At 51.3% G+C, this 23045-nt stretch carries 24 protein-coding genes and 1 pseudogene; 8 read left to right on the top strand and 17 right to left on the bottom strand.

All coding sequences use genetic code 11. The annotated features are described in order from the left end of the window. Positions 1 to 132 precede the first annotated feature (132 nt). From dnaB to HMPREF2909_RS09205, 3 genes are read left to right on the top strand one after another with little or no spacing between them, the layout of a single operon-like run. Positions 133 to 1572 carry a replicative DNA helicase gene (gene dnaB / locus HMPREF2909_RS06785; protein WP_071415684.1) on the top strand — a complete coding sequence of 480 codons (1440 nt, stop codon included), beginning with the start codon at positions 133 to 135 and terminating at the stop codon, positions 1570 to 1572. Between the two features lie 38 nt (positions 1573 to 1610). Continuing rightward, complete coding sequence (locus tag HMPREF2909_RS09210) at positions 1611 to 2933, top strand: Mur ligase family protein (RefSeq protein WP_071415683.1); 1323 nt, start codon at positions 1611 to 1613, stop codon at positions 2931 to 2933. A 1-nt stretch (position 2934) separates the two neighbouring features. After that, positions 2935 to 3708, top strand: a complete 774-nt coding sequence (locus HMPREF2909_RS09205; RefSeq protein ID WP_071415682.1) for a type 1 glutamine amidotransferase — start codon at positions 2935 to 2937, stop codon at positions 3706 to 3708. Here HMPREF2909_RS09205 and HMPREF2909_RS06770 read toward each other — a convergent pair. Genes HMPREF2909_RS06770 through HMPREF2909_RS06745 form a run of 6 tightly spaced genes read right to left on the bottom strand, consistent with a single transcriptional unit; the run spans position 3692 to position 9249 of the window. Further along, the gene (locus tag HMPREF2909_RS06770; protein WP_071415681.1) at positions 3692 to 5056 is read right to left on the bottom strand and encodes a sensor histidine kinase; all 1365 of its coding nucleotides are present in this window, start codon (positions 5054 to 5056) and stop codon (positions 3692 to 3694) included. The genes HMPREF2909_RS09205 and HMPREF2909_RS06770 overlap by 17 nt on opposite strands. Beyond that, positions 5056 to 5760, bottom strand: coding sequence for a response regulator transcription factor (locus HMPREF2909_RS06765; protein WP_071416021.1), 705 nt, complete (start codon positions 5758 to 5760; stop codon positions 5056 to 5058). Before HMPREF2909_RS06765 ends, HMPREF2909_RS06770 begins: the two co-directional genes overlap by 1 nt. Positions 5761 to 5793: 33 nt before the next feature. Then, positions 5794 to 6546 carry a phosphate ABC transporter ATP-binding protein PstB gene (gene pstB, locus HMPREF2909_RS06760; protein ID WP_071415680.1) on the bottom strand — a complete coding sequence of 251 codons (753 nt, stop codon included), beginning with the start codon at positions 6544 to 6546 and terminating at the stop codon, positions 5794 to 5796. Positions 6547 to 6549: 3 nt separating this feature from the next. Then, on the bottom strand, positions 6550 to 7458 hold the full coding sequence (pstA, locus tag HMPREF2909_RS06755; RefSeq protein ID WP_084797302.1) for a phosphate ABC transporter permease PstA: 909 nt from the start codon (positions 7456 to 7458) through the stop codon (positions 6550 to 6552). Further along, a complete protein-coding gene (gene pstC / locus HMPREF2909_RS06750) occupies positions 7459 to 8325 on the bottom strand; it encodes a phosphate ABC transporter permease subunit PstC (RefSeq protein ID WP_071415679.1) in 867 nt (288 codons plus the stop codon). Between the two features lie 21 nt (positions 8326 to 8346). After that, positions 8347 to 9249 (bottom strand): phosphate ABC transporter substrate-binding protein, encoded by a 903-nt coding sequence (locus HMPREF2909_RS06745; protein ID WP_084797301.1) that lies wholly within the window; start codon positions 9247 to 9249, stop codon positions 8347 to 8349. Between the two features lie 211 nt (positions 9250 to 9460). Between HMPREF2909_RS06745 and HMPREF2909_RS08900 the strand changes: the two genes are divergently transcribed. After that, positions 9461 to 9832, top strand: coding sequence for an addiction module antidote protein (locus HMPREF2909_RS08900; protein ID WP_084797300.1), 372 nt, complete (start codon positions 9461 to 9463; stop codon positions 9830 to 9832). Between the two features lie 10 nt (positions 9833 to 9842). Here the strand turns inward: HMPREF2909_RS08900 and HMPREF2909_RS09375 are convergent, their stop codons facing one another. The 10 genes and pseudogenes from HMPREF2909_RS09375 to HMPREF2909_RS09915 all read right to left on the bottom strand — a co-directional run. Then, positions 9843 to 10676, bottom strand: a complete 834-nt coding sequence (locus HMPREF2909_RS09375) for a type I restriction endonuclease subunit R, EcoR124 family (protein ID WP_246815528.1) — start codon at positions 10674 to 10676, stop codon at positions 9843 to 9845. Between the two features lie 111 nt (positions 10677 to 10787). Continuing rightward, a complete protein-coding gene (locus HMPREF2909_RS09370) occupies positions 10788 to 11981 on the bottom strand; it encodes a type I restriction enzyme subunit R domain-containing protein (RefSeq protein ID WP_210387912.1) in 1194 nt (397 codons plus the stop codon). Further along, positions 11972 to 12598: a type I restriction endonuclease gene (locus tag HMPREF2909_RS09660; protein ID WP_210387885.1), complete on the bottom strand. Its 627-nt coding sequence runs from the start codon at positions 12596 to 12598 to the stop codon at positions 11972 to 11974. The genes HMPREF2909_RS09370 and HMPREF2909_RS09660 overlap by 10 nt, the downstream gene beginning before the upstream one ends. A 96-nt stretch (positions 12599 to 12694) precedes the next feature. Beyond that, entirely contained in the window at positions 12695 to 12967 is a 273-nt protein-coding gene (locus tag HMPREF2909_RS09360) for a hypothetical protein (protein ID WP_210387884.1), read from the bottom strand. 2 nt (positions 12968 to 12969) lie between these two features. After that, positions 12970 to 13548 (bottom strand): restriction endonuclease subunit S domain-containing protein, encoded by a 579-nt coding sequence (locus HMPREF2909_RS06735; RefSeq protein WP_071416018.1) that lies wholly within the window; start codon positions 13546 to 13548, stop codon positions 12970 to 12972. A gap of 167 nt (positions 13549 to 13715) precedes the next feature. Further along, on the bottom strand, positions 13716 to 15653 hold the full coding sequence (locus HMPREF2909_RS06730; RefSeq protein WP_071415678.1) for an ABC transporter ATP-binding protein: 1938 nt from the start codon (positions 15651 to 15653) through the stop codon (positions 13716 to 13718). Continuing rightward, positions 15646 to 17556: an ABC transporter ATP-binding protein gene (locus HMPREF2909_RS06725; protein ID WP_071415677.1), complete on the bottom strand. Its 1911-nt coding sequence runs from the start codon at positions 17554 to 17556 to the stop codon at positions 15646 to 15648. The genes HMPREF2909_RS06730 and HMPREF2909_RS06725 overlap by 8 nt, the downstream gene beginning before the upstream one ends. A 280-nt stretch (positions 17557 to 17836) precedes the next feature. Then, positions 17837 to 18187 carry a DUF2089 family protein gene (locus HMPREF2909_RS06720; protein WP_071415676.1) on the bottom strand — a complete coding sequence of 117 codons (351 nt, stop codon included), beginning with the start codon at positions 18185 to 18187 and terminating at the stop codon, positions 17837 to 17839. Positions 18188 to 18768: 581 nt separating this feature from the next. Next, positions 18769 to 18990 (bottom strand): hypothetical protein, encoded by a 222-nt coding sequence (locus tag HMPREF2909_RS09520; RefSeq protein WP_246815527.1) that lies wholly within the window; start codon positions 18988 to 18990, stop codon positions 18769 to 18771. Between the two features lie 12 nt (positions 18991 to 19002). Next, a pseudogene (locus HMPREF2909_RS09915) lies at positions 19003 to 19161 on the bottom strand (NADPH-dependent FMN reductase); the annotation flags it as partial. Between the two features lie 228 nt (positions 19162 to 19389). On the opposite strand from HMPREF2909_RS09915, the gene HMPREF2909_RS06710 reads away from it, so the two are divergent. Further along, positions 19390 to 20082, top strand: coding sequence for an HAD family hydrolase (locus tag HMPREF2909_RS06710; protein WP_084797298.1), 693 nt, complete (start codon positions 19390 to 19392; stop codon positions 20080 to 20082). On the opposite strand, the gene HMPREF2909_RS06705 is transcribed toward HMPREF2909_RS06710, so the two are convergent. Continuing rightward, complete coding sequence (locus HMPREF2909_RS06705; protein ID WP_071415674.1) at positions 20079 to 21986, bottom strand: acyltransferase family protein; 1908 nt, start codon at positions 21984 to 21986, stop codon at positions 20079 to 20081. The genes HMPREF2909_RS06710 and HMPREF2909_RS06705 overlap by 4 nt on opposite strands. A gap of 219 nt (positions 21987 to 22205) precedes the next feature. On the opposite strand from HMPREF2909_RS06705, the gene HMPREF2909_RS06700 reads away from it, so the two are divergent. The 3 genes from HMPREF2909_RS06700 (at position 22206) to HMPREF2909_RS09910 (ending at position 23031) form a co-directional block, all read left to right on the top strand. Next, entirely contained in the window at positions 22206 to 22436 is a 231-nt protein-coding gene (locus tag HMPREF2909_RS06700; protein WP_168165274.1) for an NAD(P)H-dependent oxidoreductase, read from the top strand. Between the two features lie 176 nt (positions 22437 to 22612). Beyond that, complete coding sequence (locus HMPREF2909_RS06695; RefSeq protein WP_148130817.1) at positions 22613 to 22891, top strand: ABC-three component system protein; 279 nt, start codon at positions 22613 to 22615, stop codon at positions 22889 to 22891. Continuing rightward, on the top strand, positions 22864 to 23031 hold the full coding sequence (locus HMPREF2909_RS09910; protein WP_373604538.1) for an ABC-three component system protein: 168 nt from the start codon (positions 22864 to 22866) through the stop codon (positions 23029 to 23031). The genes HMPREF2909_RS06695 and HMPREF2909_RS09910 overlap by 28 nt, the downstream gene beginning before the upstream one ends. The last annotated feature ends 14 nt before the right edge of the window (positions 23032 to 23045 follow it).

The raw sequence follows: 23045 nt of genomic DNA, 5'->3' as shown, positions 1-23045 counted from the left end.
ATGGCTTCAAAAGTGGCATATCGGTTGCGCGTATGTGACTAACCACATGCTACGCTTGGTCAATCGCTCTCGAGCATTCTCCATTTCTGTGTCTTTGCTGTATTCCTACAACCATCCGCATAGAATGGGCATATGCCTGAAAACAGCAATGAACGAATCTACTCCTCGCGCGGCGGTTACGATAGCAATGGTTACGACCGTTCATCAAACAACCGCACAAGCAACCGCACCGCAGACGACGTATTCATGGGAATGCCTCCCTACGACGAAACAGCCGAAATGGCCGTGCTTGGCGGCATGCTGATGAGCAATGACGTAATCGCAGAGGTCAGCGAAATCCTCGATGCACACGAGTTTTACGTGCCAAAGCATCAGACGATTTACTCAGCAATTGTGGAGCGCTTTGCTGGCGGCGAGCAAGTCGATCCAGTGTTGGTGGCCGACACACTGCGCGTAAAAAACGAGCTCGAAAAAGTTGGCGGCGTAGACTATCTCGCCAGCCTTGTTCACGCTGTTCCGGCGGCAATCAACGCTATTCATTATGCCGATATTGTGCATCGTGATGCCATGCTACGCGATGTTATCCAAACAGGCGTGCGCATCGCTCAAATGGGTTATGCCGCCGAAAGTCCGGATGCAGAAGAGGTTGTCAATCTCGCGCAAAACTCGGTCTATCATCTTTCGGACGGTCATGTTCGTCAGGATTATCAGTCTATTGGTGAGAGCGTGCGCAGTACTCTCGACCATATCGAAGAAATCCAAGCGGGAACCGTCACTCCTGGCGTTCCTACAGGCTTCCGCGATATTGATAACGTAACGAACGGTTTGCAGCCGGGGCAGATGGTTGTTGTAGCAGGCCGTCCAGGTATGGGTAAGTCCACTATCGGCATCGATTTCGCAAGGTCAGCAGCATTGCATCATAATATGCCAACAGCTGTTTTCTCGCTCGAAATGAGCAAGCTGGAACTATCCCAGCGTATTATTTCTGCAGAAACGGGTATTACTCTCAAAGCCTTGCGCGACGCGGATAATATTAACGAAGAGGAATGGCGCAAACTCAATGCTTTCCAAGACCGTATTTCCGATGCGCCGCTCTATCTCGACGATTCGCCAAACATGTCTATGATGGAAATCCGTTCGAAATGCCGCCGTCTGTCTCGTCAAGGTCTGCGTTTAGTAGTGATTGATTACTTGCAGTTGATGAGTTCTGGCAAGCGCGTGGAATCTCGTCAGCAAGAGGTGTCTGAGTTTTCGCGCTCGCTCAAGCTGCTTGCAAAAGAGTTGGAAGTTCCTGTGGTTGCGCTTTCTCAGCTGAACCGAGGCGCGGAAGCTCGAGCAGACCGCACGCCAATGATTTCCGATTTGCGCGAATCAGGTTCTATTGAGCAGGATGCGGACGTGGTTATGCTTGTTCATCGTCCAGACGCTTATAATTCCGAAGACCGTCCGGGTGAAGCAGATATTATTATGGCAAAGCATCGTAACGGTCCAACGGCTACCTTTACGCTTGCTTTCCAGGGACATCTTTCGCGCTTTACCGATATGGCTGCTGACTACAGTCAGGGCGTTTAGAACTTTCAGACAGGATAGCAACAGATTACGGAGTTACTATGGCATCTTCAGTTTTTTCTCGTTTAACGCCTGCGCTGGGAAAAATGGTACGCGCTGCTGCTCGTGTGCGCGGTGGCGGTACTGCGTTGCCGGGCAAGGTTGTTGAAGCAATCGACGCTGATTTTATGGCTCGCACTTTAGCGCAACTTCCGTATGGAGTGGTGCTTGTGTCTGGAACGAACGGTAAAACCACTACCACGCGCATTGCGGCGTCTATGTTGGAGCAGTTGGGTTTGCGCGTTTTTACGAACCCTACCGGATCGAATTTTACGCGCGGAGTTGTTTCTGCTTTGCTCGATCAGGTTGATTTATCTGGCCGCTTGCACGCCGACGTTGCCGTTTTAGAGCTTGACGAAGCGTACGCGGTTCACTTCGTAAAGAAAGTGAAGCCGCGTTATAGTTTGCTGCTGAACGTTTTGCGCGATCAGCTCGACCGTTTTGGCGAGATCGATACGACCGCGAAAATGCTTTCGGCAGTAGCTGAAGCGACCACGGGAACGGTTGTGCTCAACCGTGAAGATCCGCGCGTAGCTGCGCTTGCGGAAAAAGTGCAGAGCAACGCGCGCGCAGATTATTTCGGTTTAAGCGATAACTTAATGAGTTTCTTCCCTTCTGACGACGCGATGCACGAAACAGAAGATAAGCTCAACTATCATTTAGCGCATTACCGTCCAGCACAAGTAACGCTTACCGAGCTGAAGCAGAAAAAAGCAGTTTTTGCTTTCGGTCAGACTGAAGGAACGTATAGCGCGCAGTTAAAGCTCGAAGGAGTGTATAACGCTTTTAACGCGGCGGGCGCGCTCGCTGTGGTAGACGCGGTTCTTCGCGAAGTGCAGCCGCAGAAACGTCCATCGCATGCAGAAATGGTTCTCGCCCTTTCGCAAGTAACGCCTGCTTTTGGTCGTGGCGAATCAATTACTGTGGGAAATAGTGACGTTGAGCTTATTTTGGTGAAGAATCCAATGGGCTTTAGGTTGGCGTTAAAATCTTTTGATTCTGCCGAGCACGACACGATGATTATTATTAACGACGAATACGCAGACGGTCGCGATATGAGCTGGCTGTGGGATGTGGACTTTAGTTCGCTATCTGCTGGTGGAGTGCAAAGCGTTTCGGGCGTGCGCGCTACGGATATGGCTTTACGCTTGGCATACGACGGTGTAAACGCAGAAAACGTTAACCCGAATATCGACGAGGCTGTGCGCGCGTTTGTGAATAACGGTTCCGGCCGCGATAAGCATGTGTATTGCACGTACACGTCTATGCTGGCCGCACGTAAAGTGCTGGCGAGTGTGGCGGATGTAGAGGATGTGGGGCTGTAAAATGACGCGAACTACACAAACAAACACACGCGTACTCGATATTGTGTCGCTGTATCCGAAAGATATGAATATTTACGGCGACACTGGAAACGTTAAAACGGTGGAACTGCGTGCTCGCTTGTACGGCTATGAGCCGCGCATTCACGCGTATAACGTGGGTGATGCGTGGCCAGAACAGGTCGATTTGGTGCTGGGAGGCGGCGGTCAAGATAAGGGTCAGGCGGTTATTAGCGACGACCTGTTTGCACGCGCCGATACCTTGCGCCAGCTGGCTGCCGACGGTGTGCCGATGCTGTTAATTTGCGGACTGTATCAGCTGTTTGGCGAGTATTTCGAAACGCATGAGGGTCAGCGTTTGCCGGGCATTCATGTGCTGGGCGTGCATACGGTGGGTCAAGATACACGCATGATTGGTAACCTCGTTGAGAAGACCGAGCAGTGCGGCGCGATTGTGGGCTACGAGAATCATTCCGGTCAGACGATTGTGCACGACGATGGCACGCAACCGTGGGCGCGCGTCGAGAACGAAGGCACGGGCAATAACGGTAGCGATTTTACCGAGGGGGCTCGCAAATATAACGTGATTGGCACGTATATGCATGGCTCCGTTTTGCCGAAGAACCCGCAGCTTTCTGATTTTTTGATTCGCACGGCTGCCGAACATCGCTACGGCACGTTCGAGCCGACAAGCACGGCCGAGCAGAAAGTTCAGTTAGACAAGCTCAACGCTTTGGCTCAGGCCGCGTTTGATGTTGCGTCTACGCGACCGCGTTAAGCGTAACTGCAAAGCATGCGCCACCTGTGGGGGAGTCGGATACGTCGATATGCCCGCGCATGGTGGCGCAGTCATGTTTAGCGATTGCCAGGCCGAGGCCGGTGTTACCGTGTGTGCGAGAACGCGCGGCGTCTGCGCGGTAGAAACGCTCGAAAATGCGCGAGCGCAGTTCGGCGGGCACGCCCGGACCGTCATCGCAGACGGTAATAACAACCTTCTCGCCGGTCTTGCGCACTGCCACGTCGACTGTACCGTTTTCTTTACCATGCTGAATAGCGTTATCGATAAGGTTATAGAGCACTTGCTCAGCCAACTGTGCAGACCCCAGTGCGCGCACATGCTCAGCTTGAAGATTCACGCGCACGCCGCGCTCGCGAGCTTTCGTGTGTAAACGCTCAATAACGCGCTCGCAAATGGGCGCAATATCGATAGCGCTTAACGTCCAATGCCCGCCTTCATCAAGCTGAGACAGAGTGAGCACATTGTCGATAAGCGTGCGCATGGAGGCAGCTTCTGTGCGAATAATACCAGCAAAACGTGGTATATCCTCAGGCTTGGCCACGCCTTGCTCAATGAGTTCGGCATAGCCACCGATTACTTGCAAAGGCGACTTCATATCGTGGCTCACGTTGCTGGTAAATTCACGACGCAAATTCGCCGTCTGCTCTAAACGCTCATTGCGCGCCAATAATTCGAGGCGCTGCTCGTCCACACGCTCCAAGAGAGGCCGCATTTCGTGGTATGGCACATTATCCAAGGGTTTGCGCAAATCGATGCGTCGCAATGGTCGCACAATACGCCGGGTAAGCAATCGCGCGGCAACAATACTTAACGCCACCACACCCACAGCAATCAGCACCAACATAGGTGCCAAGCTTAGAGAATACGAGGCTAAAGAGGTGCGAGTTTGAGCAGCACGAATAACTAAAGAAGTGCCCGGCACGAGGGCGGCCGCATACATCGAATCTTCGCGCAAAGTATGCGAATGGCGAATAACCACCGCAGAGCCATGTTCTCGAGCCGCAGCAATCTCCTCGCGGCCGTTATGGTTATCCAAAGAAGTAGCCGGAACGCTCGTATCGGCTAAAACTGTGCCATCGCCATCAATCAGCGTATAGCGGGTAGCGGTGTTAGGAAGAGCAGAAATAATGGCACGAGCAGAAGCGGCGTCGCGCGCTCGCAAAACCTGAGCGTAACGGGTCGCATCGATATGCAGCTCGTTCTCGGCTGTGCGCTCGTAGGCGGTCCAACTGAGCATAACGAGGGAGGCGGCAGTCAGCAGAAAAACGCTTAAAGCCAGAGTGAGCAGAGCCGTAAAAACGCGCCGCTCCAAACTATGCGTACGCATTACTTCGCCCGCGCCACACGGTAGCCCAGGCCGCGCACCGTCTGAATAAGATCGCCGGCACCATCAGCAGCCTCGTTAAGCTTGCGCCGCAACGTTTGCATATGCGTATCTACTGTACGCGTTTCGCCACAATAACTAAAACCCCACACCTGCTCGAGCAGCTGCGGGCGCGTAAACACGTGACCCGGATGCTCGGCCAGCACAGCCAGCACCGCAAACTCCTTCGGCGTTAAATCCAAAGCAGTATTATGCACGCTAGCTTCGTGACTATCGATGAGCATACGAATCGGACCGCACTCAATAAGGTCGGCGTTTGCGTCCGAACCCGCGCCCGCACCACGCGCCGCCCGGCGCAGCAAAGCGTTACAGCGGCTTACGAGTTCCATCATGCCGAAAGGTTTAGCTAAATAATCGTCCGCACCCGCGTCGAGGCCAACGACTTTATCGTATTCAGAGCCTTTCGCGGTGAGCATCATAACCGGCACATCGGCCAAATCTGCACGCGAGCGCACGCTGGCGAGAATACTTAAGCCATCCTCGCCCGGCAACATAATATCGAGCAGAATAAGTTCGGGACGTTCGCGCTCGCAGGCGGCACGGAAATCGGTAGCGTTTTCGAAACCCTCGGCAGATAAACCTGACTGGCGCAGCGAATAGAGTGCAAGATCGCGTATATTCGTGTCGTCGTCCACGTAGTAGATCATAAAACGCATTATATCTTCTGGGAACGCCCGCGCTTAGCCGAAGCGGCCAGACACGTAGTCGCTGGTGCGCATATCGCGCGGATGGTTAAAGATTTGCGAGCTCGAATCCGACTCCACCACTTCGCCCATAAGGAAGAACGCGCACTGGTCGCTTATGCGGTGGGCCTGCTGGAGATTGTGCGTAACCATTACCACCGTGTAGCGCTGCTTAAGGCGCACGATAAGCTCCTCGATAGTGGCGGTGGATACCGGATCTAGAGCGCTGGTCGATTCGTCCATCAGCAGTACTTGCGGTTCCACGGCCAGAGCGCGTGCAATGCACAGACGCTGTTGCTGGCCGCCCGATAAGCCCAGAGCGTTGTTGTGCAGACGGTCGCGCACCTCCATCCACATCGCCGCATCCTTAAGAGAGCGCTCCACAATATCGTCGAGCTCAGATTTGCGACGAATGCCCTGAATGCGCGGACCGTAAGCAATATTGTCGTAAATACTCATAGGGAAGGGGTTCGGCTGCTGGAAAACCATACCCACCTCTTTGCGCAGCGCGGTTACATCGATATTCGGGCTGGTAATGGGCACGCCACCGTAGTTAATGGTGCCCTCGACTCGCACGCCCTCAATCAGATCGTTCATGCGGTTAAGAGAGCGCAAGAAGGTTGATTTTCCGCAGCCTGACGGTCCGATCAGCGCGGTTACGCGATGCGTGGGTATAGACAGATTCACCTTGTTAAGCGCTTGCGTATCGCCATACCATAGGCTTATATTTTTGGCTTCGATAATATTCATTTCTTATCCTTTTCGCAGGAGATGAGCCGCAGTATGAGCGGCGAAGTTAAGAACGAGGGTGATAGTCATGAGCACGGCTCCGATGGCGAAAGCCACATCGATAGCGCCACGCTCAGACGCGTACACATACAGCGCTACGGTGAGCGGAGCGGAGGAAGTTTCGAGAGCGGTAAAGAAATCGTTAAGCACTAGACCGAAACCAGCCGTATAGAGCAAAGCTGCTGATTCGCCCACAATACGCCCGACCGCGAGCACACAGCCCGTGGCAATACCGTGCATAGCGGACGGTAAAACAACGGTTGCCACCATATGGAATTTGCCGCCGCCGAGCGCTAAAGCACCTTCACGATAGCGGTTTGGTACCGACTGCAAGCTTTCCAGAGTGTTGAGCACAATGGTGGGCAGCACCATAATCACCAAAGTAAGGCCACCGGCCAAAATACCCTGGCTGAGCCCGAACAGGTGAATAAACACCAACATGCCTACCAGACCGCAAATAATAGAAGGAATACCCGCCAGAGTTTCTAAAGCGAAACGGATACCACGCGTAAAAGAGCCCTGCCGAGCGTATTCATTCAGATAGATTGCCGCGCCCACACCCACAGGAGTAGCCAGCAGCATGGTGACAATAATTAAATACAAGGTATTTAAGATATTCGGCAAAATACCAATAGTGTCGCTTAAATACGAGGTTTCGCCGGTGAGCAGATCGAGCGATAAAGCCGGCAATCCGCGGTAGAGAACGAAACCGATAATACCGAGCAAAATCGTGGCGGTTGCGGCCGTGCAGAAAATCATCGAACCAGTCAAAACAGCCGAAACGATGCGGCGGCGAGCTTTCTGTAACCCGTGAAGACGAGGTACAACGGTTAAGCGCGCGGGCAGAGCAGCGTTGTGAACAAGAGCGGTCATTTAATGAGCCTCCTTGCCGGTGAGGGCGTGGAACAAAGTAGTCATAAGCACAATAAACAGAAACAGAACCAAGCCGATGGACAGCAGAGCGTTTCTGTGCAGACTGCCGTACGCGGCGTACGACATTTCCGAAGTAATAGCGGTGGTCATAAAACGTACCGGCTCGAACAGGCCGGGCATATGCGCCACATTGCCGGCGACCATAATAATGGTCATCGCTTCTCCCAGCGCGCGACCCGTGCCCTGAATAATAGAAGCGAAAACACCGCTCGACGCCGCACGAAGCGACACCTTAACATAGGTTTCCACCGGGGAAGCGCCCAAAGCGAGCGAGGCGTGCTCGTACTGCGTCGGAACCGCGTTTAAAGCGGTGAGCGAAACGCTAATAATGTAGGGCAGAACCATAACGGAAAGCACTAAAATCGCGGCCAGCAGGCAGGCGCCGCTCGATAGGTTAAACAGGTGCTGCAGGGTAGGTACAATAAGAATCATGCCCACTAAACCGTAGATAACAGACGGAATGCCCGCTAGAAGTTCCACGCACGAGCGCATGATGCTCGCCACCGGTTTGGGTGCTATTTTCGACAAATACAGTGCGGTGAGCACGCCCACCGGGATAGCCAGCACGAGAGCGCCCGCCGTTCCCCACACGCTCGTGAGGATAAACGGCAAGATACCGAAACGATCGGCGCTTGGAGTCCATGTGGCAGAGAAGAGGAAGTTCGCCAGGCCTACGCGCGCGATGGCGGGGATGCCGGCAATAACCAGGTACGCGGTTATAACCAGTGCGATTCCCACAATCGCGGTGCCGCACGCGAGGAAAAACAGGGACGCAGCGCGTTCTATTGCGCGAGTTTGTCGTAGCATGGTGTTGCTTTCTAGCACGCGCTACTTTGCTAGCGGTACTGCGCCCGCGGAACGGATGAGGTCTGCGTTCTTTTGATCGAGGCAGAACTTATAGAAAGCCTGGGCTGCCGGGCTGAGATTGGCGCTGTTGCTCGTAACGAGGTTAAACGGGCGCTGGATAGGGTAGGAGCCGTCCTGCACGGTCTTTTCCGAGCAGATTACGCCGTTAACTGTGAGCATGGCCACGTTCTTCTTGCCCTCGACCGCAGACAGCGAAGCGTATCCGATTGCGTTCGGATTGTTCGCTACAGCCTCGATAACCGCGCCGGTAGAGGTGAGCTCTTGAGCGTGCACTGTTTTGTCGGCAGTTCCCGTGATTGATTCGAAACCGTCGCGCGTACCCGAACCGTTTTCGCGACCGATAGGAGAGATCTCCAAGTTTGGACCGCCCACCTCGTTCCAGTTCGTCGCTTCGCCCGTATAAATCTGCTTGATTTGATAGAGGGTCAGGTTCTTTACCGGTGCTTTCGCGGATACGATGATCGCGATACCGTCGAGAGCGATAGGCGTTGCTTTAAGGCCTTTTTCTTGCTCTTCTGGCTTCAGCTCGCGCGAGGACAGGCCGATGTCTGCAGAACCGTTCGATGCGGATTCAATGCCTGTTCCCGAACCTGTGGCATCGTAGGTGATTTTTACTTGAGAATTCTCAGCCATGAACTTTTCGGACAAGCCGCCGATGACCTTTTCCATCGAGGTGGAGCCGTTCGTGGAGACGGAGCCGGAGATTGCTGTGCTGTTTGAGTTTGCTGCGCTTGCTCCGTTCGAGTGGGCGGCTGCTGCCTTCGAACCGCACGCGGACAGAGAGAAGAGGCAGAGAGCGGCTAAACCGGCGACGGCTGCGGTGGTTAGTGTGCGAGTTGTATTACGTTTTGTTTTTAATGACATGTGTCTTTTTCCTTAGAGTTGTGTTATAGGGACAACTCACAGTAAAGACGGCGAATGCAAACGCACGGTGTGTGTTATGTCAAGGTTGTGACAAGTTGGGGGGTGGAGGTTGTAGTTTGTGAGCTACATTAGAAGTGTGCGAGGGGAGGACATGAACATGACGCAGAGTGCAGGCGAGGTCCAAGGATGAACCGCAGAAGATAGGGAATTACTGACCTTTGATCCAGTAGATTACTTGGATGATGAAGAAGCGGTTACCGCTTATTTAGACACTGCAATACAAAGAGATGATGTCGAAGTCTTCCTTGACGCTCTCGACGATGTTGCCCGAGCGTATGGAATGGGAAAAATTGCGAATGAAGTTGATGTGCATCGCGTGAGTTTGTATAAGAGCCTTAGCAAACAAGGAAACCCAAGCTTTGCGACTGTGAAGAAAGTATTGAGTGCTTTGGGGTTTATAGTTCCGACATCCTCCAACTTACGCTGTTCCCAAGCGTCAGTAAAACCCTTGAACCTGATGGCAGGTTCTTGTGGTTTGTTTTCACCCATATTTATGTTTCCTTTTTCTATATGCACAGCATAGTACACATAGCTTATTCGTCCTCCATAATAGTGTCAGCTAACTCATAAAATGCTGTACGGAATTCGTTACGGTACTTAACCCATGAGAGCATGGTCACTTCAAGACTTGCGATTTCCTTGTAATCCTGGCGCGCATTCAGCATAATCTTGTTTAGCTCGCCTTGCTTGTCGAGATCCTCTTCACCTACTTTGTGTTTGGAAATGAGAGCTTTTAGATCATTCGGAGTAATACTGTTGTCCAAGCCCCAATGGCGAACAAATCCCGTGAGCAGACGAATTGTGCCGTCATGCTGGGCTTTATCCATGGCTTTCTGCATTTCATCAACATCGCGTGTAACAGGATAAGAATCGAACTCGAATTCTTTATCGTAGATTTTGTCAACGAACCTACGAACCTTCTTGCGTTCTTTGTCGTTATCCGTCTTAGCGATTTCTGCTTCGATGTTCTTGCGGGTCTCATCGGCGGCTTCAAAGTTACCGCAGCGTACTTGTTCAGCGAACAGAGCAATCAGATCGACAAGATAATCGTAGTCAATGCGCACATCGATAATGTGCACCATCTCGAGCTCAACTGGAGTTGAACCGCCTGGAACCTCTCGTTTAAGAGTTTCTTCTAACTGCATACGAACAGTATTTAAGAAGCCCTCTTCATCGTACGATAGCCCGATGGAGTCGTAGAAGTAGTCAGAATCGGTGTACATTGAGATTGGCTCGTCGTCTTCATTAACCGTATATTGCTTTAGCTGGCTAATGATTTGGTTGTATTGGTTAAGGGTAGCAATGAACTCGTCTTCTGCATGTTCGCCCTTTGGCTTATCAGTAAAGTTGTCTGTCAGCTCGCGCAACTTATCGACAACTTCGCGAGCCTCGTCCAGAACTACTTCAATTGGTTGAGATGTAATGCCAGCATTAGAATTTGCATTGCTCAGTTCTTCTTTTGGAATGTCTAAAATATCCTATTCAAGTGCAGAATCGCGGTTCGAGTACAGATAGAATGCCTTATTCATCTGATGCTCGTTCTCTTGTGGCCAGCGATAATTCACCACATTGCCCCACGGCTTAGTCACGAGATTGTGCATACGGTTTGTGCGGGAATATGCCTGAATAAGGTTTGCGCCCTTCAAAGTTCTATCCACATACAAGGTATTCATTTCTGGAGCATCAAAACCAGTTAGAAGTTGATCCACCACAATCACAAGATCAAGGAATTTCCCATCGCCTGCCGTCTTGTTAAGACGATGTGACACATCTTCGGTATATTCCTTTACCTGCTTCATATCGAAAGCGGTTCCGAACTCTTTGTTATAGCGCTGCATAGCGCTTAGTAGAGTTTCATTGTGTTCGAGCTGGTGGTCACTGTTCGACGTATCATCCGAGAAGCTAGCAGCTATCTTCAAACGTTCTTCTTGAGGGAGAGTTGCATTTACTTCTTGGAATCTGTTGAAGTACTGCATTGCGCGTGGGGTAGAAGCCTTGTTTCCTCCCACATGAACAGTGAGCAAAGCGTTGTATTTGCGATCGTTAGAGCGGTTCTTCCAATACTTAAAGATGTCTTCTACGACGAGCTTCACATGCTCATCGCTTGTATCGTATACGCTTGCCTTAATGTTATCGTCCGTATCTTCCAAAGTGGCGTCTTCTGGAGCTTTAATGGTCTCCTTAAATTCCACATTAAAACCAAGTACGTTCTTATCGGCGATAGCTTCTTTAATGGTGTACGCGTGAAGAAGTCCGCCAAAGATTTGTCTTGTTTCAGGAAACTTTGGTGTACCTGTGTATGCAATCCATGCAGAGGTTGGCAGAGCTTCGCGAATTTTCTGAAGCATGCCTTCAGTACTGTCATTTTTGAGGTTTTCAACTAACTCATGAACATAATGGGCCTTTTGTTCAGGAGCCTGGCCAGTTGAACGGTGTGCTTCGTCGACAATAAAGAGAATATTATCCTTAGGTGCTTTGAAGTCCTTACGAGATACGTATCGAGACATCTTCTGAATACTCGTAACGATAATGTTCTTATCACTCTTTCGGGTGAGTTTGCGATGTAAATCCTGAACGCTGGCGGTATCGCTTACTACACCAGTCTTATCATCTGAACCTGTTGCTGGATCATATGCCTTGTATGCGTCTGCGGTCTGATTCGTTAGTGCAATACGGTCAACAAGGAAGACAACCTTTTATCCACATGAGACAAACGGCTTGCCAGCCATGCAGTCTTAAAACTGGTGATTGTCTTACCGCTACCAGTGGTATGCCATACATAGCCAAGCTTGCCTTCTGTATCGAACTTAAACTTATTCACGGCTTCGAGCACTCGCTTGGTGGCGTATACCTGATACGGGCGCATTACCTTAATGCTTTCCTTATTCTTTGTGCCGTCCACAACCATATAGCGAGTGGCGAGATCGTGAGCCATTGGAATAGATAACACGCGATCCGTGAAGGTCTTCCATGAATATACTGGCTTTGCGTCGTCCTCATTTTGCCAATTGAAGGCAAAAGCTTTGTTGAAGCTTTCTTCCTTTGTGTTTGCCATGTAGCGGATCTCGTGTGGAGTCATAGCCACTAAAATTTGAAGCGTAGAGAAAATATCGCTGTATTGCTTCTCTGTAATATACTGCTGTATCTGATTCAACGCTTCATTGGCTGAATGCATCGACTTCTTCAGCTCAATCTGAACAATTGGAAGACCGTTAATGAGCAAGGTAACATCGAAGCGGCGATCTTTCTTACCGTCGACTACTTTAGGGCGTTCAATCTGGTTTACCACTTGATAAACAGTGTTGCCGCTACCAACTTGTGACTGGTCGAAGACTGTGAGAAAAATATGCTTTCCATTATCTAAATCTACTTCAATTTCCGATACTCAGTTGATACCATAAAGGAATTGGCCAGCTTGGTACGGGTTAGTGAAGCTAGAGATAATTTTCTTAATCTGAGCGAACTCAGTAGGAGAGAGAGGATAATCCAAGCGTGCTTGGTTGTTCTGTTCCAAAATCTTCTTAAAGTTTTGCCACAGATGTTCTGTAGTTTTAATCTCGGGCATGTACTGCCATTGTTTTACGCCACCGATGTGAGTGAGATGCTTGATTACTTCTGCTGCGAATTCGAGTTCAGATTGATTTTTGTATTCACTCATCTTTATTTCTCCTTGAGATTGTCTTCGAGAATGTTAATTGCGAACGCGTTGAGAAGCTCTGCGTATCGATTGAGCTTGCCGCGCAGTGTAAGAACGTTCCTGTATATCTGTCCTAGTGTGAGCTGTTCCTTGAGTGGAACAATGGGAATGGTTATATTGCGTAATCCTTTGAGAGGGAGACGTGCAGATGTTTTCGTATTTTGTATCTCACGATCTTTTTGTCGTTGCGCGTCGGCGTGCTCATTGAAGAGATAAATGAAGAAGTGTTTATCTAATTCTGTGCCAGTAAAATTCACTCGAGTAAAGTTCAAAGAGAGTATCTTTCCAGAGTTCTCAGAATGTACAAGTGTTGCTTTGTGTAGAGAATTACTAATAACCACATCGCCTGTGTGCACTGCAAAATCTTCTAAAGCGCCAGGAATTTCTCTCTCCTGAAGTTTTCCGGACGTGTGGTAGTAATCTTGTGTAAAGGAGGTCTGATCGTAATAAGTGAACTGCGTTTTACTGAATTGTTCCTCTGCCCGAGTCGGGTTTATTCCCGGTGCGAAGCTCACAAAGTCGCTTAAAGGCTGCTTTTCCATTTCCCCCCTCTTCTCAAGAAATGAAATATGTGCGTATTTCATTTCTTGAGAATCTACTCCGAGGTCTGGAGTTCTTTATACAAAAAACCGCCTCGAAACCTTACAATCAAGATCTCGAAGCGGTTCCTTAACTTAACCGACCCAGCCGAAGCAACCCCCTACTTTAACTACTCCAACTCAAACGCGCCGGTGTACAGCTGGTAATACTGTCCCTTTTGCTCGATCAGTTGGTCGTGGGTGCCGCGCTCAATAATGCGGCCGTGATCCATCACCATAATCACGTCGGAGTTGCGCACGGTGGAGAGGCGGTGTGCAATAACGAACACAGTGCGGCCTTCCATCAGCGCATCCATACCGGCCTGAACAATCTCCTCGGTGCGGGTATCAATCGACGAGGTTGCTTCGTCCAGAATCATAACTGGCGGATCTGCTACAGCTGCGCGCGCAATCGACAGCAACTGACGCTGACCTTGCGACAAACCGCTGCCATCGCCCGACAGCACGGTATCGTATCCCTGCGGAAGCATGCGAATAAAGCCGTCCGCATTCGCCAGCTTGGCCGCTTCAATGCACTCGTCGTCGGTGGCGTCGAGCTTACCGTAGCGAATGTTATCCATAACAGTTCCGGTAAACAGGTTCACGTCCTGCAGCACCACGCCTAGGCTTCGACGCAAATCGTTCTTGTTAATGTGCGAAATATCGATGCCATCGTAGAGAATTTCACCCGAACGAATGTCGTAGAAACGGTTGACCAAGTTGGTAATGGTCGTCTTTCCCGCACCGGTTGCGCCCACGAGCGCCACCTTCTGACCCGGCTTTGCATACAAGGTAATATCGTGCAAAATTTCGCGATCTGGATTGTAGCTAAAGTCCACGTTAGTAAAGCGAATATCGCCGCGCAAGCGAGTGTATACGCTCTTCTTGCGGCCTTCAGCAGAAACTTCCGCCACGTCTTCGCGCACTTCAATACCTTCTGGCACCTTCCATGCCCACGCATTCGTATGCTTAGAGCTTTCGGTAATACTGCCGTCCGGCTTAATCAGCGCGTTGACGAGCGTAACAGTACCGTTATCGTGCTCAACCTTCTCATCGAGCAGGCTAAAGATACGTGACGCGCCGGCCAGCGCGAGCATAACCATCGTAAACTCGTTAGAAATCTGAGCGATCGGGTTAATAAAGCTGCGAGACAGCGTAAGGAAAGAGATGAGCGTACCGATAGTCAGCGCGCTCGATCCAGCCAAACCGAAGTTTGGGAACGCTGCCAAGCTTGCGTATACGCCCACGAGAGCGATAATAACGTACAGCAGGTAGCCGAGGTTACCCACCGCAGGCATGGTAACGTTACCGTACGAGTTTGCGGTAAGAGCCGCGTTAAACAGTTTGTCGTTCTCCTCGTCAAACTGCTTTTGGGTCGCTTCCTCGTGCGTAAAGACTTTAATAACCTTCTGACCGTTAATCGCTTCCTCGATAAAACCGTTCACATCGCCGAGCGCTTTCTGCTGCTTCACAAAGAAGCGACCAGAGGTCCCGGCAAGGAAACGGATAACGAGCACCACGAACACCGTGTACACGAGCACGCCGAGCGCGAACGGTACGCTCAGATAGAGCATAGAGATGAACGCGGCGAGCATAGAGATAGCGGACGAGAAGATCGCAGGCATTGATTGAGAGATAGCCTGGCGCAGCACGTCTGTATCGTTCGTATAGAAGCTCATGATGTCGCCATGCTGATGCGTATCGAAGAAGCGGATTGGCAGCTTCTGCATGTGCTCGAACATGTCGTCACGCAACTTTTTGAGCGTGCCTTGTTCTACGCGCACCAAAATGCGAGCGTAGAGGAGGTTAGACAATACGCCGAGCGCATAAATCGTTGCCATAACGCCCAAAATTTGAGCCAACGGGCCAAAATCTGGGTTCGTCTGGCCTACCAGCGGCACAATGTAGTTGTCGATAAGCGTTTTAACGAACAAAGCCATGCTGGCGTTGGCCACGGCCACAATAACGATGCAGATGAAAACCACTGCCAAGCGCAGCTCGTTACCGCGCACTAATTCTTTAATGAGGCGCTTTAATGTGCCGCGATGTGCGCCTTGTTCCTTACTCATCAATAGCACCTCCCTTTTCCTGAGACTGCGCAATAGAACGGTATTCTTCGCAGCTTTCCATCAGTTCGTCGTGCGTACCGTGGTCTAAAACGGTACCGTTGCTCATCACGATAATCTGGTCGGCATGCTTTACCGAGCTAATACGCTGAGCAATAATAATCTTGGTTGTATCAGGAATTTCCTGAGCAAAAGCGTTACGAATGCTTGCGTCTGTTTTTGTATCAACTGCAGACGTGGAATCATCCAAAATCAATACTTTCGGCTTCTTTAAGAGCGCTCGAGCGATGCACAAACGCTGCTTCTGACCGCCTGAGAAGTTCGATCCGCCCTGCTCCACGCGAGAATCATAGCCATCTGGGAACTGGTCAATAAACTCATCGGCACAAGCCAAATGAGCGGCATGACGGATTTCTTCATCGGTGGCATTAGGGTCACCCCAGCGCAAGTTTTCGGCAATAGTGCCGCTGAACAGAATATTCTTCTGCAAAACCATGCCCACTTCTGTACGCAAAACGTCCAGATCGTAGTTACGCACGTCGCGGCCGCCCAAACGCACCGAACCATCGGTGGCATCGTACAAACGAGGGATGAGCTGAACTAGCGAGGACTTCGCTGAACCGGTACCGCCCACAATGCCCACAGTGGAGCCGGATGGAATCGTAATATTAATATGTGAAAGAACGTCTTTTTCGGACTGATCGGAGTAACGGAACGTAACATCCTTAAACTGCACAGTGCCGTCGGCAACCTCGGTGAGCGCCCTATCTGGCGTGGTAACCGTGGATTCTTCGCGCAAAACGGCAGCGATACGGCTGGCGGAGGCGCGCGAAATAATAATCATGATGAAGATGAAGGAAATCATCATCATAGCCATCATAATTTGCAGCGTGTAGGTAATAAGCGAGGTGAGATCACCCGTGGTTAAACCGTTAGCCGCAACATTGCCAGAGACTACAATCTGACGCGAAGCCATCCAGCTCAAGATGAGCATAGCAATGTAAATGGAGCTAATAAGGATTGGATTCGAATATGCCAAACGTAGTTCTGCCTTCACAAAGAACTTGTAGATAGCCGAGGAAATGTGCTTAAACTTAAAGTCTTCGTGATCTTCGCGGTTGAAGGACTTTACCACGCGGATGCCGAGCAGATTTTCTTCTACATTGGAATTGAGGCGGTCGTATACGCGGAAAACGCGCACGAAAATAGGGTGGACGCTGGCAATAATGCCGATGAGCGCGCCACCTGCCAATGGAATAAGAGCCAAGTAGACGAAGGAAATGCTTGGGCTAATGCGGAAGGTGAAGAACCACGCGAAAATAACCATGAGCGGAGCGCGGAAAGCCACGCGAATCAGCATTTGGAAAGAGTTCTGAACGTTGGTTACGTCTGTGGTCAGGCGCGTGACGAGCGAACCTGAGGAGAAGCGGTCAATGTTCGTGAAGGAGAAGTCTTGCACCTTCTTGAACAAATCATGACGCAAGTTGCGAGACAAACCTGTTGCCGCCTGCGCCGCGTAACGACCTGCACCAATACCGGCTGCCAGAGAGCACAAAGCGATGACCAGGAGAACAAGACCCCACTGCCAAACCTTGGAAATGTCATGCTTGTTTAAGCCTTCATCGATAAGAAAAGCCATGAAAGTAGGGATGAGCACCTCAAAAAGTGCCTCGATAGCCACCAAAATAGGGGTGAGATAAGCTGCTTTCTTGTATTGACGAAGACTTTTGAGTAGTGTTCCAAAATCGCGGACTGAGCCGTCTCCATCGCCATAGCCGTTGTTGTCTTCTAACTGTTGCATGGCAAGTTCGGCCTGCTCGAGGGCGGCGCGCTCGCGGGCATCGAGGGAGTCTGCGGTTTCTGCGGACGTGGTCTCTGCGGTGTTTTTAGTATTTTTGCGCGACATTTTTCTCCTTTCTTTTTAATCAAGTGTTAGCCAAATATGCACCACGGTGCGAAAGGAAAGCGCCAAACGGACTGCTAGTTTCAGGGAGTTTTTGGGCGCGACGAGCCAGAGCGTAAATCTGGAGACGTTGTTTCGGCACAAATACACACGAATATAGACAGGGTGTGCAACGGGTGCATAGCAGACTTCCACGTTAGCACCACCACTGGGCGAGCGAGCGCAGTGTTTAGCCTAGAGCGTGGTTTCCGCGCGGCGATGATCGGAGCGCTCTTCGTTTACGTTAATATCTGCGGTCTGAATAGACGAGGGGGTTTCCTAGTCCCTCGGAATCGCGCAGCTCGGAGATCTCCTCAATTGGGGCTAGAGCGGCGTGTAGCTCCTGATAGCTCTTAATGAGGGTTTGCGCGGTCTTAATATCGATCTTCTCGTCCATCATGAGCGAGAGGATGAGGGTGACGAACATATCGTCCGGTGCGCGGTTATACATGTGAATCTTGTTAATAAGCTGATCGAGGCGGCGGCGCAAGGTTGGATACGAAATGCGGTACAGCTTGCTCATTTCCTTGAGCGAGCCTGACGACAACATAAAGTTCTTAATGAAGATTGCATCTTCGTCCGATAGATACTGCAACCCCCTTTTGCATTATCCATGTGTGTATCCCTCTTCCCTGGTGTGTGGTGCTGACCGGGGGTTTCTTGCGTTTTCTCTTGTTCCTCTTAGCGCACAAAGGTCGCAAACCGTGGCTGGCACTTTACCCGTAATATTATACTGACAATCTTCGCGTTCGTTCGAAAGCTCGTAGAAAGCTCTAGGCGTGCGTGGAGATTGGCAGCACGACGAACTACCAACCTTCAAGACCTAGCACGCAGGCGTGAAAAGTGAGCGGCTATAGCCAATCACGATTCACGCGCCCAACCGAGCGCTCTCAACCATGCAACGTGCCCAGCCGTCATGTCTGGCCACACAAAAGCACGGAAAAATCAGCCAACACGCGACTGGCAGGCAATCATCATGCGACCGTTCATGCGCGAAAGCTGTATTTCGGCTCAAAATGGGCAGTTTACGTGCAGTCAGTCAAACGGCGTGCGCACACGTCCTGGCTCACAGCAAAAACGCTGCGAACACAACCACCCACCCCCAAATAACCAATAAAAAACGGGCGAACGCGCCGAAATAACTCATCCACCAGTAAAAGCTAGGAAACGGAACAACTAGCCAATCTTCGCCAAGAAAGCGCTCACCTGAGCTTCGAGTGCAGCGCGCTCGCCATCGCTCAAAGCGAGTTCGCCGGTAGCCCACTCAGCGGTAAGGCTGTGACCGAACAATGGCTCCTCGAGAACGTCCATGCCGATGAACTTAGCCAAGCGCACAACGTCTGTGAACATGTGGTTAAAGGAGTCGTGAGCGGATACGGAGGAGAAGGTAATCTTCACGCCGTTGGATACAGGGGAGACGAACCAGACGCCGTCAGCCTTTTCGAAAGCGTCGCGAGTAGCAGCAACTGAAGCTGGAGCTGGGAATTCGATGTCCTGGTTAACGAATGGAACCTCGGAATAGTCGAAGAAGTCAACCTCAGCGCGGTCGCCGATGGTCTTCTTAATTTCGTTTGCGAGCTGTGCCTAGAAACCGTTTGCGCGCTGGGAACCAACAACAATCAAGATCTTTGTCATATTATTTCTCTAATAGGTTTGTGTAAAGGGGGTCGACAAGGTAGACAGTTTAGGGAAAAATAACCCACCTTAACGTCTACTGCCTAAGATAGCGCGGCAAGTTAGAGTGCGCACGGTAATATCGTTGTTGGCATAAAATAACGCTGAAAGTGAAGTGTGGGAATGAATAACGCAACCTCGAAATCGACGACGTTACCAGCTGCAGTCATGTGGGATTTGGACGGCACGCTCATTAATTCCGAGCCGTACTGGGGCGAAAGTGAGCGCGCGCTGCTCGACCGCGCCGGCGGCACATGGACGCCAGATATTGCCGCGCAGTTGCAGGGAAGCTCGCTCGCCTTCGTTGCGAATTTTATGATTCAGGCGGGCGTTACCGATATGAGCGCCGAGGACATCGCTCATTTTATGGTCGAGTTCGTCTACAAGAAGGAAGTTGAGCGCTTGCCATGGCTGCCAGGCGTGTACGATCTGATTACTGCTGTGCGCGACGCCGGCATTCCGCAGATGATCGTGACCAGTTCGCCAGAAAAGATGGCGCGCAACGTGAAGGAACAGGCTCCTGAAGGCGCGTTTATGGCCTACGTGTGCGATAACGACGAAGTGCCGCACAAGCCGAGCCCGGAACCTTACCTTTTGGCTGCGCGCACGATGGGCGTCGATATTAAGGACTGCTTGATTTTTGAGGATTCTGTTCCGGGTCTAACCGCTGCCGCTGCGTCCGGCGCATCCTGGGTATCGGTTACCGGCTACTCCAGTATTGATGCGCACGAACGCGGTTTAGCCTCGCAGTTCGTGCGCGATTACGAGGGCTTGGGAATTGACGATATTGCCCGCTTTTTCGCGCATAAAGGTTAGCCCGCGTTTACTTTTTTCGCGATCTGCTGATTGAGCCAGTCTTGCAAAGCATCAGCAATCGTTTGCGCGTACAGAGAGCCGCCACCATCAGGGGTGGTGTGAATACCGTCTGGTCCGAGAACTTCTGGGTGCGCTGTGGCTGCAGCGTCCCAGTTCACGACCAAAGCGCTATCAGGATGTTCTTGCGCGAACGTGGTGACGTTCTGATTCGAGCTAGCAATCCACGAGCGGTCAGCGTGCGCGTTCACTAAAATCATCACATGATCGGGGCCGAGCGCATCGCTCATCTGCTGGAACTCGTCAAGAGTTGCTAAACCGTTCGTGGTCAGCGCAATAATCACGTACTTTTTAAGCGTTCCCGCGGCTTTCATGGTGTTAATAATGTCGACGCCTGTCGAGGAGTGACGCGAAACGGCGGCGTCGATGGTAATGCCTGGGAAACGGTCGTTGAGCGCGGCCGAGGCTCCGAGCATAACGGAATCGCCAATACCGGTCATGTTATCGCCGGACGGCATCGCGAACTGTTCCTTTGCTTCCTTTGCGCGTTTCCTGCGCTCCAGTTCGTTCTTGCGGTTCTGCTCAGCCAGCTTCTGCGCGGCGTCGTACAGCTGCTGTTCGAGCTGCGTGCTGTCAAGCGCTTGCGGCAAAATAACAGCGCTCGCGCTCACCGAGGAGACAACGAGAACGATGGCAACAGCGATGCTGGCGATCATGGCACCGGAATTTTTGGCTACGTTAAGCCTTTTAAGTGGCCGCTCGATGAGGTAATATGTGCCGAGCGTGAGCAGCGCAGCCAGAGCGAGCGAGGCATAGGGAACGAGCCAATCGTCCACAAGCTTGCTGATATGTACCGTACGCTTCATGAGCACATAAATCGGCCAGTGCCACAAGTAGAGGCCATACGAGTACTTGCCCAAAATCGTGAGTGGGAGCCAAGTGAGCATCGGCTTCATCCAAGAGCTATCGGATCGTGCGTCTGCGATGATGATAGCTACTGCTACTGCTGTGAGGAAGAGGCCGCCGCTGAAGATGAACAGGCCTTCTTTCTGGGTGAAGGCGACAATAGTGAGGTAGCTCAGTGCGGTGAAGGCGGTGACGGAGAGTGCGGAGTGTGCTTTGATGTGTTTAGGTAGAGCGAAGGCTAAGCACATCCCTAAGAAAACGCCAAAACTGTGCGTATCGGTGCCGTAGTAGAGGCGCGAAACGTCCGAAGCATTTGCGCTGGTTTGGCACAAAATGGCCATTTCCGCTGCACTCGCGATGGCGAGGATTGCGGTGAGCGCAATGCCTGCGATGCGCGTTTTGTTGGTGGACTTGCGGCCCAATGCTTTTGCGGTCAGAACGACCAGCGGAATAATAATGTACATCTGCACAATCAACGAGACGAACCATAAATGATGGAAAATATCTGGCGAGGACGCTGCGAAATAATTGCCATCGTTGAGGATCGAGTACCAGTTAAAGGTCGAGGTGAGCACCCACAACGCAGACTTCTTGGCAGCGACGAGCGCGTCCTTGTCCAGAAGATATGCGGCCACAACGGATACACTCGCGACAGTGAGCATGAGTGGGTAAATGCGTATAAAGCGTTTGAAAATGTAGGATGAGTGTGTCGGAGTCTGTGAAACCGGGGGTGCAGGAGGCTGCTTTTGCTCCCGCTTAAGCGCTTTACGCTGTTTTTTCGCGGACTTTTTAGACAGCGGTTGGGCTGGGACTGGGGCCGGTGCGGTCGGGAGGAGGGAGCGAGTAATCAGAAAGCCGGTAAGAACGAAGAAAATCTCTACGCCCACGAAACCGCCTTGCATCAGGTGCTCGTTAAAGTGGTAGAGAATAATGAGCAGGATCGCGAAACCGCGCAATCCCTCGAGTGCTAAGTTGCGAACCTTGGGCTGTTGTTCTGTCACTGTCGTACCCTCATCAAGTGCTTTATCTGTGTCCCCATAAGAATTCTAGTGCGCGCCATGCTGATGCGAGCCGTACAAGTGTGTATATTCTGTGGTAATCGTTTGGGGAATATATGCTACATCGGGCGGGCGATGTTTGCGGGGGTGTGAGTATAGAATGGGGAACGGGCCGGGTCACAGAAGACGCTGACTTTGAACAGAAAGAAGAAAATGGCCGCTGTGGTTTATATATTTCATTCCGATCTTGCCGGATCTGTTGTAAATCGTGCGTTGGTTGACCCTGTCGCTGAGCTAGACGATGTTCTCGTGCGAAACATGTATGCGCAGTATCCGGATTATGCGATTGGTGTAAAGGCTGAGTACGAGCTGATTGAGCGCGCGGATGCTGTTGTTTTGCAGTTCCCTTTGTATTGGTACTCGACGCCGTCATTGATGAAGAAATGGTTTTGATGATATTCTGACTGAAGGTTGGGCGTATGGTGAGGGCGGTACACGCGACTACCCCAACCTCATCGCACTATGCCAGAGCTGCTTCCACTCCTATTCCCTCAGTCACCTGTAAATCCGAAGAGATCGAACTATCGAAAATCAAGCAGCTCCAAGTACAAAGTGCTGAGTCTCGCCAGGTGACCCCAACAGTGGACATTGAGCGCGGAATCACCAGGGTCGTCGAGAAGCTAGGCAACGCAAATCTGAAGGATCTCGAGCTGCTCACATATGATCCAGTGGCCGTCAAAGACAAGATCGACGAACAGTCCGATTACTTCATCTACGACGAAGTAATGACCCACGTGACGCGCTACTTCCGGTTCATCGAGAAGCAGATGCAAGACAAGCCCAGCTTAAGAACTTTGATGACGACCTTCCGTGAGCATAGATCAAAGCCCTGTCTCGCAAGCTGGTAGCCAAGGGATACTCACCTGCACGAGTTCACAACGATCTGACCGAACGCCTCAGTCAGGTCACCAAGCAGGACTGCCGTTTCTGCGCGTTCATCGTGTCCTACTTCGTCCGATCATGTGGGGTACTCGATGCTTCTGCCTAACAAACTCTTCTCGT

It is taken from the genome of Alloscardovia sp. HMSC034E08, from assembly GCF_001813415.1.
Classification (GTDB): domain Bacteria; phylum Actinomycetota; class Actinomycetes; order Actinomycetales; family Bifidobacteriaceae; genus Alloscardovia; species Alloscardovia omnicolens.
This window is presented reverse-complemented; position numbering and strand designations above follow the sequence as displayed.